Below are 15,443 nucleotides of genomic sequence, written 5' to 3'. Positions count from 1 at the left end.
CCAGCTCACAGCAGCTCCCCCGCTTCCGTGGCCAGGGCGTGCACCGCTGCCACAAACACCTCGGCCCGATGGCCATAGTTTCGGAACATGTCCAGGCTGGCGCAGGCCGGCGAGAGCAACACGGCGTCACCCGGCTGGGCCTGTTGCGCGGCCAGGGTGGTGGCGGCTTCCAGTGTGTCGGCATCGAACAAAGGCACGCCGCTGGTGGCCAGCGCGTCGCGGATCAGACCGGCGTCGCGGCCGATCAGCACCACCGCGCGCACGTGGCGGGCCACCGCTTCGGCCAGCGGCGAGAAGTCCTGCCCCTTGCCGTCACCCCCCAGGATGACGACCAGCCGGCGTTCGGCGCCCAGGCCGTTGATGGCGGCCAGCGTGGCGCCCACGTTGGTGCCCTTGCTGTCATCAAAGTACTCGACCTCGTGGATGATGGCCACCGGCTCGACCCGGTGCGGCTCGCCCTGGTATTCGCGCAGCCCATGCAGCATGGGGCCCAGCGGCGCGCCGGCGGCGCTGGCCAGCGCCAGGGCGGCCAGGGCGTTGGACGCGTTGTGGCGCCCGCGAATACGCAGTGCCTCGGCCGGCATCAAGCGCTGCATGTAGACCTCGACCTCGGCCGACTCGCCGCGCTTGGGCTTGCGGGTTTCGTCCAAAGCCAGGGCGCGCACCAGCCACGCCATGCCATTGACCTCTTCAATGCCCCAATCGCCCGGCCGGGTGGGTTGGTCGGTGCCAAAGGTGGCATGCGCGCGCGCTGGCAGGGTGCGCGTGAGCTTGCCTTCGCGCTGGGTGATGGGTTGCGGGCGCAGGGCCATCACACGTTCGTCCTGCCGGTTCAGCAACATCAGCCCGGCGCTGCCGAAGATGCGCGCCTTGTCGGCGGCGTAGGCGTCCATGCCGCCGTGCCAGTCCAGGTGGTCCTGGGTGATGTTGAGCACGGTGGCCGCCGTGGGTTCGAAGTCGCGCACGCCGTGGAGCTGGAAGCTGGACAGCTCCAGCACCCAGGCCTGCGGCAGTGCCTCGGCGTCCAGACGCTCGCCCAGCTGCTCCAGCATGGATGGCCCGATGTTGCCGGCCACCACCACGTCCCAGCCCGCGCGCTCCAGCAACAAGCCGGTGAGGGACGTGACCGTGGTCTTGCCGTTGGTGCCGGTGATGGCCAATACCTGCGGTCGGTAGGGCGCGGTCTCGTCAGCGGCCATGGCCTTCAGGGCCATCACAAACAAATCAAGTTCACCCACCACCGGCACACCCAACGCGGCGGCGGCATCGGCCAGCGGCTGCCATAGCACCGGCGCCAAGCCGGGGCTGCGCGCCACCAGCGCATAAGGCGCACCATCCAGCAGAGCGGGCGCAAACTCACCACTCAGCAACAGGGCCGACGGCACAGCCTGGCGCAAGGCCTCGGCCTGCGGCGGCGCGTCGCGCGTGTCGATGACGGTCACGGCCGCACCCAGCCGGTCACACCAGCGCGCCATGGCCAGACCCGACGCGCCCAGGCCCAGCACCAGCGCACGGCGGCCTTGCAGCACGGGCACGAGGGTGGGCACGGCGGCGTTCGCCGGCTCCGGTGGGGTGGTCGGGATCTGTTCTTGCATCAGCGCAGCTTCAGGGTGGACAGGCCGACCAGGCACAACAGCATGGTGATGATCCAGAAGCGGACCACCACCTGGGTTTCTTTCCAGCCGGACTTCTCGAAGTGGTGGTGCAGCGGCGCCATCTTGAACAGGCGCCGCCCTTCGCCGTAGCGGCGTTTGGTGTACTTGAACCAGGTCACCTGCAACATCACCGACAGGGCCTCGACCACGAAGATCCCGCCCATGATGGCAAGCACAATTTCCTGTCGCACGATGACGGCGATGGTGCCCAACGCGCCCCCCAACGCCAACGCGCCCACGTCGCCCATGAAAACCTGGGCCGGATGGGTGTTGAACCACAAAAAGGCCAAGCCGGCACCGGCCATGGCGGCACAGAAAATCAGCAATTCGCCCGCGCCGGGGATGTGTGGCAACAGCAGGTACTTGGAGAACACCGAGCTGCCGGTGACATAGGCGAACACGCCCAGGGCCGAGCCCACCATCACCACCGGCATGATGGCCAGGCCGTCCAGGCCATCGGTCAGGTTGACCGCGTTGCTCGCGCCCACGATGACCAGGTAGGTCATGAGCACGAAGCCCACCACACCCAGCGGGTAGCTGACCTCCTTGAAGAAGGGCAGCAGCAGACCCGAGTGCGGTGGCAGATCGACCGTGAAGCCAGAGGCCACCCAGCCAAAAAACAGCTCCAGCACGCGGCTGTTGCTGCTCTCGGAAATGCTGAACACCAAATAGAAAGCGGCCACCAGGCCGATGACCGACTGCCAGAAATACTTCTCGCGCGAGCGCATGCCTTCGGGGTCTTTGTGCACCACCTTGCGCCAGTCGTCCACCCAGCCAATGGCACCAAACCCCAGGGTCACGATGAGCACAATCCAGACAAAGCGGTTGCTCAGGTCGAACCACAGCAGCGTGGCCACGGCAATCGAGAACAGGATGAGCACGCCGCCCATGGTGGGCGTGCCACTCTTGCTCAGGTGCGTCTGCATGGCGTAGCCCCGGATGGGCTGGCCGATCTTGAGCGCGGTGAGCCGGCGGATGAACATGGGGCCAGCGGCCACGCCCAGCAGCAGGGCCGTCATTGCGGCCATGACGGCGCGAAAGGTGATGTACTGGAACACCCGCAGAAAACCGAATTCGGGTGACAGGCCCTGCAGCCATTGCGCGAGATGGATCAACATGTCTTGTCCCCTTGTGCGGCGGCGTCCTGCAATGCCTGGGCCACGCGCTCCATGCGCATGAAGCGCGAGCCCTTGACCAGCACGCTGCCCGCGCCACCCGACGACGCCAGCACGGTTTGCTGCAGCGCCTCAAAATCATCGAAAAACGCCAGACGGGTGGCACCCATCTCGCCCGCCACACCCGGCACGGCTTGAGCAAACCAGTTGCCGGTGCACAGCACCTGGTCCAGCTTCAAAGCGGCCGCGTGGCGCAGCACTTCCTGGTGGAAGGTCAGACCCGCTTCGCCCACCTCGCCCATGTCGCCCAGCACCAGCAGCCGGGGCGCGGGCAAGGTGGCCAGCACCTCGATGGCGGCACGCACCGAGTCCGGGTTGGCGTTGTAGCTGTCGTCCACCAAGGTGATGGCGCGACCGTTCAGCGTGAGCGGCAGGCAACGTGAACGGCCCTTGACCGGCTCGAACGCCGCCAAACCCTGGGCCACGGCCGCCAGCGGCACACCGGCCGCCAGCGCACAGGCGATCACGGCCAGCGCATTGCGCAGGTTGTGGCGGCCCGGAATGCGCAGCGCGCAACGCAACTCGCCCTGCGGCGTCTGCGCCACCAACTGCCAGGCGACGCCTTGCCATTCGCCCTCGCCCCACACATCGGCGCCACGTTCGGTGTCGCTGAAGGTCATGACACGGCGACCTGCGGCCAGCTCGTGCCACAAGGGGGTGTGGTCGTCATCGGCCGGGAACACCGCCACGCCGTCTACCCGCAAGGCCTCGAACACGGTGGCGTTTTCGCGCGCCACGGCTTCCACCGTGGCCATGAATTCCTGGTGTTCGCGCTGTGCGTTGTTGACCAGCGCCACGGTGGGTGCGGCCATGTGGGCCAGACCCACAATTTCACCCGGGTGGTTCATACCCAGCTCGACCACGGCCAGGCGGTGCCTGGGCTGCAGGCGCAGCAGCGTGAGCGGCACGCCCACGTCGTTGTTGAAGTTGCCTTCGGTGGAGAAAGCGCCATCGCCCGCCGCCGCACGCAGCACCGACGCCAGCATCTGCGTGACCGTGGTTTTGCCGTTGCTGCCCGTCACCGCGATCAGGGGCAACACGAACTGGGCGCGCCACGCGGCGGCCAGTTGACCCAGCGCGGCACGGCTGTCGGGCACCTCCACACCACACAAGCCGGCACCGGACAGACCTTGCTCGCCGATGGCGGCCACCGCACCGGCTGCGGCCACCTGCGGCAAGAAGTCGTGGGCGTCAAAACGTTCACCGCGCAAAGCCACAAACAGGTCGCCCGCACGCAGGCTGCGGGTGTCGGTGTGCACACGCAACACGGCGGCATGGGCCGCATCGCCCACCACACGGGCACCCGGCAGGCCGCACATCAGTTGGGCCAGGGTCTTCATGCGCTGGCCCCTGCGCGGCGTGTGGCCAAGGCCACAGCGGCTGCGTTGACGTCGGAGAACGGGCGGCGCACGCCCTGGATCTCCTGGTAATCCTCGTGGCCTTTGCCGGCGATCAGCACCACGTCCTGCGGGCCCGCCTGCTTCACGGCCAGGGCGATGGCCTGGGCGCGGTCGGGCACCACCTGTGCCGCCGCGCGGTCCGACAGACCCGCCACCATCTGCGCCAGGATGGCTTGCGGGTCTTCGCTGCGAGGGTTGTCGCTGGTGAACACCACCACATCGGCTTCGCGCTCGGCCATCGCGGCCATGAGCGGGCGCTTGATGGGATCGCGGTCGCCGCCACAGCCGACCACACACCACAGGCGGCCCTGGCGCGCACCGGCCACGGGCTGCAGCGCGAGCAACGCTTTCTCCAGCGCGTCGGGCGTGTGGGCGTAGTCGACCAGCACCAGCGGTGCATCGGCGGTCGCCGGCACGGTCTGCATGCGACCGGGCACCGGTGTGAGCGCACGACACGCGCTCAGCGCGTCCGCCAGCCCCACCCCCAGCGCGCGCGCGGCGCCCAGCACGCCCACCAGGTTGCTGAGGTTGTAGCGGCCCACCAGCGGCAGTTCGATCCGCGTGTGGGTCGGGTTGCCCGCCTCGCGCACCACCCCGGCCATGCCGTGGGAGGTGACGCCGTGGTCGGTCACACAGAGGCGGGCCGATGTGTCGCGGATGGAGACCGTCCACAGGTCCAGCTCGCTGCGTTGGGCCAGTTCACGCGCCAGCACGGCGCCTTGTGGGTCGTCGATGTTCACCACCGCTGCGCGCAGACCCGGCCAATCGAACAGGGCACGCTTGGCGGCCCAGTAGCTGGCCATGTCGCCGTGGTAGTCGAGGTGGTCCTGGGTGAAGTTGGTGAACACAGCCACCGCCACGCGGGTGGCATCGAGCCGGCCTTCGGCGATGCCAATGGACGAGGCCTCGACCGCACACGCCAACACACCGTCGTCGGCAAATTGGCGCAAGGCGGCGTGGAACATGAAGGGGTCGGGCGTGGTGAGGCCGGTGGACAACCAGTCGCCACCCGGCTGCCCCACCCCCAAGGTGCCCACCACAGCGCAAGGCCGTCCAGCACCCTGCAGCAACTGGGCCAGCCACCAGGCACTCGACGTCTTGCCGTTGGTGCCGGTAAAGGCCACCACGTCCAGCGCTTGGCTGGGCTGTTGGTAGAAGTGGGCCGCCAGCGCTGCGCAGGCGGCCTTGAGTCCAGACAGCGTGGCCACGGCCTCATCCTCAAAACCAAAGTCGTCAGCGCCGTCGCGCTCCACCAGACAGGCCACCGCACCCGACGCCAGCGCCTGGGGCACAAAACACCGGCCATCGGTGGCGGCACCCGGCCAGGCCACAAAACCGTCACCCGCACCCACACGGCGGCTGTCCGCCACCAGTTGGCGGCAGCCGCGCTCGCGCAGCCAAGCCACCGCCTCAGAGGTGCTGTGCAGGCGGCGCATCAAAACGACTCCTCCACCGTTTTCGCCACAATCTGCGGCTTGACCTCGACATCGGGCGCCACGCCCATCAGGCGAAGGGTCTGTTGCACCACCTCGCTGAACACGGGTGCGGCCACCAGGCCACCGTAGTACTGCCCGTTGCTGGGCTCGTCGATCATGACCGCCACCACGATGCGCGGCTGGTCGATGGGGGCCATACCGGTGAACCACGACCGATAGCGGTTGCTGGCGTAGCCTTTGCCCACCTGCTTGTGCGCCGTGCCCGACTTGCCGCCGACCGAATAACCCACGGTCTGTGCGCGCTGGCCGGTGCCGCCGGGGCCGGCCGCCATCTGCAGCATCTTGCGCACAGCGGCCGCGTGTTGCGGCGCAAACACCTGCACGCCCACCGCCGGCTCGTGGCGCTTGAGCATGGTGCCCGGGATGATCTGACCGTCGTGCGCAAAGGCGGTGTAGGACCGCGCCATCTGGAACAGCGATGCCGACAGGCCGTAGCCGTAAGACATGGTGGCCTGCTCGATGGGGCGCCAGCTCTTGTAAGGACGGACCCGGCCACTGACCGCGCCCGGAAAATCGATCTGCGGCTTCTGACCAAAACCCAGCGCGGTGTAGGTGGTCCACATTTCCTGCGGCGTCAGGCGCTGGGCAATTTTGGTGGAACCCACGTTGCTCGACTTCTGAATCACCCCCTCCACGGTGAGCGCACCGTAGGCGTGGGTGTCGGTGATGGTGGCGCCGGCCATGCTCAGACGGCCCGGACCGGTGTCGATGATGGTTTGTGGTGTCACGCGGCCGGCTTCCAGCGCCATGGCCACGGTGATGGGCTTCATGGTCGAGCCAGGCTCAAAGCTGTCGGTCAGCGCGCGGTTGCGCAACTGCTCGCCGCTGAGGTTGAGGCGTTTGTTGGGGTCGTAGCTCGGGTAGTTGGCCAAGGCCAGCAACTCGCCGGTCACGGTGTCGATCACCACCACACTGCCGGCCTTGGCCTTGTGCTGGGTGATGGCGTCCTTGAGCTTCTGGTAGGCAAAAAACTGGATCTTGCTGTCGATGGACAGCTGCAGGTCGGGACCGTCCACCGGCGCGATGACATCGCGCACGTCTTCCACCACCCGGCCCAGCCGGTCTTTGATGACGCGGCGCGAGCCCGGCTTGCCGGCGAGCTGCTTGTCAAACGTCAGCTCCACACCTTCCTGCCCCAGGTCCTCCACGTTGGTGAAACCCACCACGTGCGCAGCCGCTTCACCTTCGGGGTACTGCCGCTTGTAGTCCTTGCGCAGGTAGATGCCCTTGACACCCAGGGCCTTGACCTTGAGCGCCAGCGGCTCGTCCACCTGGCGCTTGACCCAGACAAAGGTCCGCTTCTCGTCGGACAGGCGCTTCTTCAAATCAGCGTACGGCAGGTCCAGCAGCTTGGCCACATCGCGCAGCTTGGGGTCGTTTTTGTCCACATCCTCAGGGATGGCCCACACGCTTTGCGCCACCACGCTGGTGGCAAGGATCAGGCCATTGCGGTCGAGGATGCGACCCCGGTTGGCCGGCAACTCAATCGTGCGGGTAAAGCGCACTTCGCCCTGGCGCTGGAAAAAGTCGTTGCCAATGACCTGCACGTAAGCGGCACGCCCGGCCAGACCCACAAACGCCAACGCCAGTGCGGCGACGATGAACTTGCTGCGCCACACCGGCGTTTTGCTGGCCAGCAGGGGGCTGGAGCTGTAAGCGATGCTGCGGCGGCTCATTCGCGGGCCTCCGCAGACGGTTGGGTCGACAGCGCGAGTGGCGCACCCTTGACGTATTCGGTGATGGCCGGGTTGGCCGGGCGCATCTGCAACTGGGCGGTGGCGATTTGTTGCACCCGCCCCGGCGTGGCCTGGGCGCGTTTTTGCACCACCAGCTGCTCGTGATCGGCCTCCAGCCGCTGGGCCTGGGCGCGCATGCGATCGAGCTCGGTGTACAGGCGACGTGAGTCGTACTGCACGTGCACCAAATAGAAGGCACTGACCAGCACAGCCAACAACAAAACGAGGTTCAAGCGGATCATGGATGACCCCCCACGCTTGCCACTTCGTGTGCTGCGCTCATGCCATCACCTCCGTGCGCTCGGCCACGCGCATCACCGCACTGCGCGAGCGCGCGTTTTCGGCCACCTCCTCGGCCGAAGGCATCACGCGGCCGATGCTGCGCAGCGCCATGGGCTTGGGTGCGGCAAAGGGCGCGCGGCGGTCGAACACCTCGCGCGAATGTTGGGCAATGAACTGTTTGACGATGCGGTCTTCCAGCGAGTGGAATGAAATCACCACCAAACGGCCATTGGGGCGCAAGACTTTCAAAGCCGCCGTCAGCGCTTGTTGCAACTCTTCAAGCTCGGCGTTGATGAAAATCCGAAAAGCCTGAAATGTGCGCGTTGCAGGGTCCTTGCCCGGCTCGCGGGTTTTGACCGCGCCAGCCACGACTTCGGCCAACTCGGCGGTGGTTCGAAGAGGGCCCCGTTCCTGTCGGCGACGATCAATCGCCTTTGCAATCGGTTGAGCAAACCGTTCTTCGCCGTATTCACGTATCACCTCCGCCATCTCGGCCACATCGGCCGTTGCAATCCACTCAGACACACTCTGGCCGCGCGTGGTGTCCATGCGCATGTCCAGGGGGCCGTCGTGGCGAAAAGAAAAACCCCGTGTGGGGTCGTCGATCTGAGGGGAGCTGACACCGAGGTCCATCAGGACCCCGTCAGCGGAGGCAGCCTCCAGCTCCCCCAGGTGTTTGAAGCCCTCGTGGCGCACGCTGATGCGCTCGTCCACATCGGCCAGGGCATTGGCGGCCGCAATCGCCTGCGGGTCTTTGTCGAACACGGTCAGACGGCCCAAGGTCGACAGGCCCGAGAGAATCAGGCGCGAATGCCCGCCCCGACCGAAGGTGGCGTCGATGTAGTGGCCATCCGGCTGAACCGAGAGAGCGTCAACCGCCTCGTTCAACAGGACGGTGCGGTGACTGAATGTGTCTTGCACCGTCGGCCCTTAGAAAGAAAAGTCCTTGAGGGCATCGGGCATCTCGCCCTGCATGGCCTCGGCCTCCTGGGCCGCATAGGTAGCGGCATCCCAGAGTTCGAAATGGTTGCCCATGCCCAGCAGCACAGCATCCTTGGTGAGGCCGGCGGCGGCACGCAGTTCGGGCGAAATCAGCACCCGGCCAGCACCGTCCATTTCGGCGTCCATGGCGTTGCCCAGGAAGATGCGCTTCCACCACTGGGCCGACATGGGCAAGGCGGCGATGCGGTCGCGGAAGACCTCCCACTCGCCACGCGGGAACACCATAAGGCAGCCGTGGGGGTGTTTGGTGATGGTCAACTGGCCCGCGGCCGTGGCGCTCAGCACGTCGCGATGCCGCGTCGGCACGGACAACCGGCCTTTGGCATCGAGACTGAGGGAGGAGGCGCCTTGGAACACGTGATTACCTGAAAACTACACTTTTCACCACTAAATTGCACTTTTCCCCACTTTATCAGGAAATCCACGGAGCACCAGCCACTTGTCGGAAATTTTTTCAATGAAATCAAGCACTTAGACAAGTTTTGCAAAGCTACTTACAAGCCAAAACTTATTAAAAATGAAGCACTTAGCGAGGGCTCTGAATGTGTTGCTTCAAAAAGAACACCCGGCGCGCTGACGCGGGCCGGGTGCCGAACGGGGGGCGGGAGTGGCTTCAGGCGGCGGTGTACGCGGTTTTCACGGTGGTGAAGAACTCCGCCGCGTAACGGCCCTGTTCGCGTGGGCCGTAGCTGCTGCCTTTGCGCCCACCAAAGGGCACGTGGTAGTCCACACCGGCGGTGGCGGCGTTGACCATGACCATGCCGGCCTGGGCCTCGCGCTTGAACTGGGTGGCGTGTTTGAGCGAGCTGGTGCAGATGCCGGCCGACAAGCCAAAGGCCGTGTCGTTGGCCAGCGCCAGCGCGTGCTCGAAGTTGTCCGCCGGCACGATGCAGGCAACCGGGCCAAAAATCTCTTCGCGCGCGATGCGCATGCCGGGCTCGGCGTCGACGAACAGCGCGGGCTCCAAATAAAAGCCCTGGGTGGCGCGTGCCAGCACGCGCCCGCCAAAAGCCAGCCGCGCGCCTTCGTCCTGGCCGATCTGGATGTAGGACAGGTCCTGCGCGAGCTGCGACTCGTCCACCACCGGGCCGATGTCGGTGCCGGGTGTGCGCGCGTCGTCCACCTTCACCGTCTTCAGGCGCTCGACCACCGCCTCGGTGAAACGCGGCAGGATGCCACGCTGCACGATGAGTCGGCTGGACGCGGTGCAGCGCTGGCCGGTGGAAAAGTAGCTGCCCTGCACCGCACATTCCACGGCACGCGCGAGGTCGGCGTCGTCCAGCACCACCAGCGGGTTCTTGCCGCCCATCTCTAGCTGCACCTTGGCAAAACGCGGCGCGGTGGCGGCCAGCACGCGCCGGCCGGTGTCCACCGAACCGGTGAAGCTGATGGCGTCGATGTCCGTGTGGTTCAGCAGCGTCTGCCCCACCTGGCTGCCGGGGCCCATGACGAGGTTGAACACGCCGGGCGGGATGCCGCTGCGGCTGATGATTTCGGCCAGCGCCCAGGCGCTGCCGGGCACGAGGTCGGCCGGCTTGAACACCACGCAGTTGCCGTAGGCCAACGCGGGCGCGATCTTCCAGGCAGGAATGGCGATGGGAAAGTTCCAGGGCGTGATGATGCCCACCACCCCGATGGGCTCGCGCGTGATGTCCACCTCGATCCCCGGGCGCACCGAAGGCAGGTGCTCGCCGCTGGCACGCACCACCTCGCCGGCAAAGAAGCGGAAGATCTGGCCGGCGCGGGCCACCTCGCCCACGGCCTCGGGCAGCGTCTTGCCTTCTTCGCGCGCCAGCAGGTTGCCCAGCTCGTCCTTGCGGGCCAGCAGTTCGGCGGCGATTTTTTCCAGCGCGTCGGCACGCGCCTGCACCGACCCTCGCGACCACGCGGGAAAGGCCTGGCGCGCGGCTTGGATGGCGCGGTCGGTTTGGGCGGCGTCGGCGTGGGCGTATTCACCCACCAGATCGTTGGTGTCGGAAGGGTTGATGTTGCGGCGCAGGCCGGTGCCGGCCAGCCATTCGCCGGCGATGAGGTTGTGGTGCATGGGCAAAGTCCTTGAGAAAAAGTCAGGGGCGGGCGCTGGCCGCGCGGGCGCGCGCGACGGCGGCGGGCAGGTCGGTCCAGGCCGGCTGTTGCGGCGCAAAACGCTGGCGCATGTAGCCGGCCAGCTCCACCAGCTGGTGGTCGTCCAGCGCGTCCTTGAAGGCGGGCATGAAGCCGATGTCGCGCGTGGCCGGGTCTTGCACGCCCTCAAGGATGCTGCGCAGCAGGTTGTCGGGGTGCGCGCTGTGCAGGTTGGTGTTGAGGGCCAGCGGCACGTTCACGCCCAGCAGGCGCGGGCCGTTGCCGTCGTGGTGGCAGGCGGCGCAGGCCTGGTCGAACATGCGTTGTGCCGAGCCCTGCAGTTGCGGCGCACCCGCCGCTGCGGTGGCGATGGCCTGGGTGGCTGCCTGTTCGGCCTGGGCCGCCGTGGTGGGCTGGCCGAAAGATGCCAGGTAGTGGGCCATGGCGCGCACGTCGGCCTCGGGCACGTCCTGCAGGTTGCGCACCACGTCGGCCATGGGGCCGCCGGCCATGCCGTGTTGTGGGCTGTGGCCGTGTTTGAGGTAGCTGTAGAAAGCGTCCTCGGTCCAGGGCACGGGGCCGGGGTGGCGGGCCGTGAGCGAGGGCGCTTCCCACCCCTTGACCATGGCGCCCCCCAGGAAGGCCATGCCCTCGCGCTCGGCACCCAGGGCGTTGCGCTCGGTGTGGCAGGCGCCGCAGTGGCCCACGCCGTTGACCAGGTACTCGCCCCGTTGCCACAACTCGGAGCGCGTGGTTTCGGTGGTTTTGCGCGGGCCCGCCTCCAGGTGCAGCGCGTTCCAGCCCGCCAGCAGTGGCCGCGCGCTGAACGGGAACTGCAGCTGCGTGGCGGGCGCCTCGGCGCGCACCGGCTTCTGGCTCATGAGGAAGGCGTACAGGGCGGTGAGGTCGTCGTCGCTCATGCGCGTGTACGCCGTGTACGGGAATGCCGGGTACAGGTGGTGGCCATCGCGCGAGATGCCTTCGCGCATGGCGCGCTGGAAAGCGCTGAAGGACCAGGCGCCAATGCCGGTGGCCACATCGGGCGTGATGTTGGTGGTGTAGACCGTGCCAAAGGGCGTATCCATGGCCAGGCCACCGGCGAGGGGTTTGCCAGCATCCACGGTGTGGCAGTGCGCGCAGTTGCCCAGCGCGGCCAGCTGACGGCCTTTTTCGATGGTCTCGGCCGTGTAGACCGCGGCGGTGCTGGGCGCCACCGGCGCGATGGCCGAGCGCCAGCCGGCCAAGCCCAGCAGCACGCCCACCCCACCGGCCAGCAAGGCGCCGGCCCTTAACCACCCACTTTGCCAGGCACTGCGCCGGCGCGGCCAGGGCGCATCCTGCGGCACCTCGGGCAATGGGGGTGCAGCAGCGGCGGCGGGCGCTTGCAGGCGCTGCGGGTTCAGGGCTTCGCGCACCACCTCGGCGGTGAACGGGGGTTGGCGGAAACGCACGCCAGTGGCGTCGAAGATGGCGTTGGCGATGGCCGCCGTGCCGGGCACCGAGGCCGACTCGCCCGCGCCCAGCGGCGGCTGGTCGGGCCGGGGCATTTGCATGACCTCGATCACCGGCACCTCGCGGAAGCTCAGGATGGGGTAGCTGCCCCATTCGCGCGATGCCACCACGCCGGTGTCGGGGTCCACCCTCACCTGCTCTTTCAGCGCGCGGCTGGTGGTCTGCAACACGTTGCCGTGGATCTGGTGCTCCACGCCGGCGGGGTTGATGGTGAGGCCCGCGTCGTGGCCCACCACCACCCGCTTGACGTGGACCTCGCCGGTTTTCTGGTTCACGTCCACATCGGCCACCCAGGCCGCCCAGGCGGCGCCAAAACCGGGCCACTTGCTGTGCACGTAACGCGCATAGGCCACGCCCTGGCCGTGCAGCCAGTCGCCGTCCGCGCCCTGCCCTTGGGGCTGTGTGTGGGGTACCCAGCCGGCGCGCTGGGCGGTGGCCTGCAGCAGTTCGCTGGCGCGTGGGTCTTTGAGGTAGCGCAGGCGGTATTCGACCGGGTCGACTCCGGCGGCCACGGCCAGTTCGTCGATGTAGGACTCGTGCGCAAACGAGTTGGGCATGGCCGACACCCCGCGCAACCACGAGGCGCGCAGGATGGGCGGCATGTCGTTGACGGTGACACGCAGGTCGGCGATGTCGTAAGGCGGGCGGGCGGTGCGGTCGCCCATTTCGAAGGCGGTGGCCGCCGGCTCCACGGTGCGGGTGAGCAGCAGGGCCAGCGTGGGCGCGGCATTCGACGGATAGGCGCTGCGGAAGTCGTAGGCGGCGATGCCGCCCTCGGCGGTGATGCCACCGCGCACCTCCATGAGCTGGGCCGCGCCCTTGGGCTCCCACAGGTGCTCCTGCTCGCGCGTGAGCTGCACCCGCACGGGCGCGCCGACGGCACGCGAGAGCAGCGCGGCGTCGGCCGCCACGTCGTCGGCGCAGTTGCGGCCGTAGCAGCCAGCGGCCTCCATGCGGACCACGTCCACCGCCACATCGGTCACGCCCATCAGGCGCGAGAGGTCGGCGCGCAGCACGTGCGGGTTTTGTGTGCCCGCGTAGACGCGCAGCGCCAGCGTGCCCGCATCGCCCAACCAGTCGGCCACGGCACACGAGGGGCCGATGGACGCGTGCATCTGGTAGGGCCACACGTAGGTGCGTTCCATCACCTGGCTGGCACCGGCCAGGGCCTGGCCGACGTCGCCCTCGTCCACCAACTGGCGTGGGCGGGCCGGGTTGTCACGCAGGGCCTGGGCCAGGTCGCCCAGCGGCGCCATGCCCGGCCAGGGCTTCCAGCGCACCACCAGGGCGGCACAGGCGGCCTCCGCCTGCTCCTCGCGCTCGGCGACGATACCCACGAAGTCGCGGATCACCACCACCGCACGGATGCCGGGGATGTGGGCGATGGAGCGCTCGTCCACCGATTCGAGGGTGTTGCCGATGAAGTCGCCGTGGTCGGCGCCCGCGTAGGGCGGGCGCACCACGCGCCCGTGCAACATGCCGGGCACGCGCATGTCGTGCACAAACACCGCGTCGCCAAAGGCCTTGGCCGGGATGTCCACACGCGGCTGCGGCTGGCCCACCACGCGGTAGTCGGCCACCGCTTTGACGGGGCTGTCGAGGTCCAGGCGCAGTTCGATGCGCCGGCCCTGCAGCAACTGACCGTAGCTCACACTTCGCGTGGCATCGCCCGCCACGCGCACCTGCCCGCCGTCGGCGGTGAGGCTTTCCACCGCCACGCCGAGTTGACGCGCGGCCTCGGCCAGCAGCCAGGCACGCGCCTGGGCCGCCGCCTTGCGCAAGGGCACGGCGTGGATCTGGATGGAAGCGCTGGCGATGGTGGGGCCCTGGTTGGGCGCGCGACCGGTGTCGCCCAGCACCATGTCCACCTGGTCCATGGTGAGGTCCAGCTCGTCGGCCACGATCTGGCCCAGCGCGGTGCGGATGCCCGTGCCCAGGTCGACGTGACCGTGCAAGCCCAGCGCGGTGTTGTCGTCCCACACCGACAGCAGCACCTCCACCCCCTCGGCCGGGTTGCCGGCCACGATGGGGGGTTGGCCGGGCGCGGGGGCGGGCGGTGGCGGCGGGTCGCGTGTGACCAGCAGCACCCCGGTGGCAGACAAAAAGTCACTGCGCGCGCGCAGCCGGGAAAGGCGTTCGCTTCGGTTCATGCGTTGGTGGGTTGGGTCGGCGACAAAGGCAACAGCGCCGCCACGGCACGCTCCACGGCGGCCAGGATTTCAATGTGGGTGCCGCAGCGGCACAGGTTGCCCGAGAGGGCATCGCGCACGGCCTGGGGGCTGGGCTGGGGGTTGTGCGCCAGCAGGGCGGCGGTGGTCATGATCATGCCGTTGAGGCAATAGCCACACTGCGCCGCCTGGGCCTGGATGAAGGCGTTCTGCACCACGTGGGGCCGCAGGCGGTCGCCCAACCCTTCAAGCGTGGTGATGGCACGACCTTGCACCTTGGCCGCTGGGATCACACAGGCGCGTGCGGCCACACCGTCCACGTGCACGGTGCAGGCGCCACACTGGCCCAGGCCACAACCGTATTTGGGGCCGTTGAGCCCCAGGTCGTTGCGCAGCACCTGCAACAGGGTGGCGGTGCCCCCCACCGTCAGCGGGTGGGTGCTGCCGTTGACGGTGAGCGCGATGGGCTGGTCTTGGGAGGAAAGAGCGGCCATGCGCGGTCGTTAAGCGGTGCCGCTGATGCGGCGCAGCAGCGCCGTCAACTGCTGACGCTCGTCCGCACTCAGGTCACCGAAGGTCAGTTCGGAGATGTGCTGTGCGTGGGGCAGGGTCTCGTCCACCGTGGTTTGCCCGAGGGCCGTCAGCGTCACGGTGGCGTGGCGCTTGTCGCCCGGTTCGTGGGCCACGCTCACCAGGTCGGTCCACTTCAAGCGCTCCACGATGCCACGCACCGCCGGCTCGTCCATGGCCGTGGCCTGCACGATGTCGGCGATGGTGGCACCCGCGTGGTCGCGCACCGCGCACAGCACCACAAACTGGGCGGCGCTGAGCTTGTTGGCCGGCACAACCGACTGGAAGATGGCCGTGTGGCGCTGGTAGGCGCGGCGCAGCAGGTGGCCGACCTGGTCGGTCACGCGGTAGTCGCTCGGGGTCTGTGGGGTGCTCATGTTTGT

At 67.9% G+C, this 15,443-nt stretch carries 12 protein-coding genes; all 12 read right to left on the bottom strand.

The window, feature by feature from the left end; genetic code table 11:
* Window positions 1-5: 5 nt before the first annotated feature.
* Entirely contained in the window at window positions 6-1,595 is a 1,590-nt protein-coding gene (gene murD, locus ACFQPB_RS12085) for a UDP-N-acetylmuramoyl-L-alanine--D-glutamate ligase (protein WP_382223531.1), read from the bottom strand.
* Window positions 1,595-2,773 (bottom strand): phospho-N-acetylmuramoyl-pentapeptide-transferase, encoded by a 1,179-nt coding sequence (gene mraY / locus ACFQPB_RS12080; RefSeq protein WP_382197894.1) that lies wholly within the window; start codon window positions 2,771-2,773, stop codon window positions 1,595-1,597. Before mraY ends, murD begins: the two co-directional genes overlap by 1 nt.
* Entirely contained in the window at window positions 2,767-4,170 is a 1,404-nt protein-coding gene (locus ACFQPB_RS12075) for a UDP-N-acetylmuramoyl-tripeptide--D-alanyl-D-alanine ligase (protein ID WP_382223527.1), read from the bottom strand. The genes mraY and ACFQPB_RS12075 overlap by 7 nt, the downstream gene beginning before the upstream one ends.
* Window positions 4,167-5,666, bottom strand: a complete 1,500-nt coding sequence (locus ACFQPB_RS12070) for a UDP-N-acetylmuramoyl-L-alanyl-D-glutamate--2,6-diaminopimelate ligase (RefSeq protein ID WP_382223524.1) — start codon at window positions 5,664-5,666, stop codon at window positions 4,167-4,169. The genes ACFQPB_RS12075 and ACFQPB_RS12070 overlap by 4 nt, the downstream gene beginning before the upstream one ends.
* Window positions 5,666-7,402 (bottom strand): peptidoglycan D,D-transpeptidase FtsI family protein, encoded by a 1,737-nt coding sequence (locus ACFQPB_RS12065; protein WP_382223521.1) that lies wholly within the window; start codon window positions 7,400-7,402, stop codon window positions 5,666-5,668. The genes ACFQPB_RS12070 and ACFQPB_RS12065 overlap by 1 nt, the downstream gene beginning before the upstream one ends.
* Window positions 7,399-7,704 carry a cell division protein FtsL gene (gene ftsL, locus ACFQPB_RS12060; protein WP_382223518.1) on the bottom strand — a complete coding sequence of 102 codons (306 nt, stop codon included), beginning with the start codon at window positions 7,702-7,704 and terminating at the stop codon, window positions 7,399-7,401. Before ftsL ends, ACFQPB_RS12065 begins: the two co-directional genes overlap by 4 nt.
* A gap of 37 nt (window positions 7,705-7,741) precedes the next feature.
* Window positions 7,742-8,665, bottom strand: a complete 924-nt coding sequence (gene rsmH / locus ACFQPB_RS12055) for a 16S rRNA (cytosine(1402)-N(4))-methyltransferase RsmH (RefSeq protein WP_382223515.1) — start codon at window positions 8,663-8,665, stop codon at window positions 7,742-7,744.
* Window positions 8,666-8,674: 9 nt separating this feature from the next.
* The gene (gene mraZ / locus ACFQPB_RS12050; RefSeq protein ID WP_382197882.1) at window positions 8,675-9,103 is read right to left on the bottom strand and encodes a division/cell wall cluster transcriptional repressor MraZ; all 429 of its coding nucleotides are present in this window, start codon (window positions 9,101-9,103) and stop codon (window positions 8,675-8,677) included.
* 256 nt (window positions 9,104-9,359) lie between these two features.
* Window positions 9,360-10,790 carry an aldehyde dehydrogenase family protein gene (locus ACFQPB_RS12045; RefSeq protein ID WP_382223513.1) on the bottom strand — a complete coding sequence of 477 codons (1,431 nt, stop codon included), beginning with the start codon at window positions 10,788-10,790 and terminating at the stop codon, window positions 9,360-9,362.
* A gap of 22 nt (window positions 10,791-10,812) precedes the next feature.
* Complete coding sequence (locus ACFQPB_RS12040; RefSeq protein ID WP_382223511.1) at window positions 10,813-14,472, bottom strand: molybdopterin cofactor-binding domain-containing protein; 3,660 nt, start codon at window positions 14,470-14,472, stop codon at window positions 10,813-10,815.
* A complete protein-coding gene (locus tag ACFQPB_RS12035; protein WP_382223508.1) occupies window positions 14,469-14,984 on the bottom strand; it encodes a (2Fe-2S)-binding protein in 516 nt (171 codons plus the stop codon). The genes ACFQPB_RS12040 and ACFQPB_RS12035 overlap by 4 nt, the downstream gene beginning before the upstream one ends.
* Window positions 14,985-14,993: 9 nt before the next feature.
* Window positions 14,994-15,437, bottom strand: a complete 444-nt coding sequence (locus ACFQPB_RS12030) for a MarR family winged helix-turn-helix transcriptional regulator (protein WP_382223505.1) — start codon at window positions 15,435-15,437, stop codon at window positions 14,994-14,996.
* Window positions 15,438-15,443: the final 6 nt, after the last annotated feature.

Source organism: Hydrogenophaga atypica (assembly GCF_042665215.1).
Taxonomy (GTDB): Bacteria; Pseudomonadota; Gammaproteobacteria; order Burkholderiales; family Burkholderiaceae_C; genus Hydrogenophaga; species Hydrogenophaga defluvii_A.
Note: the sequence above shows the minus strand (reverse complement) of the source record. Positions and strands in the feature narration are given on the sequence as shown.

What these genes read in the sequence shown, in the direction of transcription:
- ACFQPB_RS12035 (WP_382223508.1), bottom strand. Translation starts at nt 14,984, where the DNA reads ATGGCCGCTCTTTCCTCCCAAGACCAGCCCATCGCGCTCACCGTCAAC.
- murD (WP_382223531.1), bottom strand. Translation starts at nt 1,595, where the DNA reads ATGCAAGAACAGATCCCGACCACCCCACCGGAGCCGGCGAACGCCGCC.
- ACFQPB_RS12045 (WP_382223513.1), bottom strand. Translation starts at nt 10,790, where the DNA reads ATGCACCACAACCTCATCGCCGGCGAATGGCTGGCCGGCACCGGCCTG.
- ACFQPB_RS12040 (WP_382223511.1), bottom strand. Translation starts at nt 14,472, where the DNA reads ATGAACCGAAGCGAACGCCTTTCCCGGCTGCGCGCGCGCAGTGACTTT.
- ACFQPB_RS12065 (WP_382223521.1), bottom strand. Translation starts at nt 7,402, where the DNA reads ATGAGCCGCCGCAGCATCGCTTACAGCTCCAGCCCCCTGCTGGCCAGC.
- ftsL (WP_382223518.1), bottom strand. Translation starts at nt 7,704, where the DNA reads ATGATCCGCTTGAACCTCGTTTTGTTGTTGGCTGTGCTGGTCAGTGCC.
- ACFQPB_RS12070 (WP_382223524.1), bottom strand. Translation starts at nt 5,666, where the DNA reads ATGCGCCGCCTGCACAGCACCTCTGAGGCGGTGGCTTGGCTGCGCGAG.
- ACFQPB_RS12075 (WP_382223527.1), bottom strand. Translation starts at nt 4,170, where the DNA reads ATGAAGACCCTGGCCCAACTGATGTGCGGCCTGCCGGGTGCCCGTGTG.
- ACFQPB_RS12030 (WP_382223505.1), bottom strand. Translation starts at nt 15,437, where the DNA reads ATGAGCACCCCACAGACCCCGAGCGACTACCGCGTGACCGACCAGGTC.
- mraY (WP_382197894.1), bottom strand. Translation starts at nt 2,773, where the DNA reads ATGTTGATCCATCTCGCGCAATGGCTGCAGGGCCTGTCACCCGAATTC.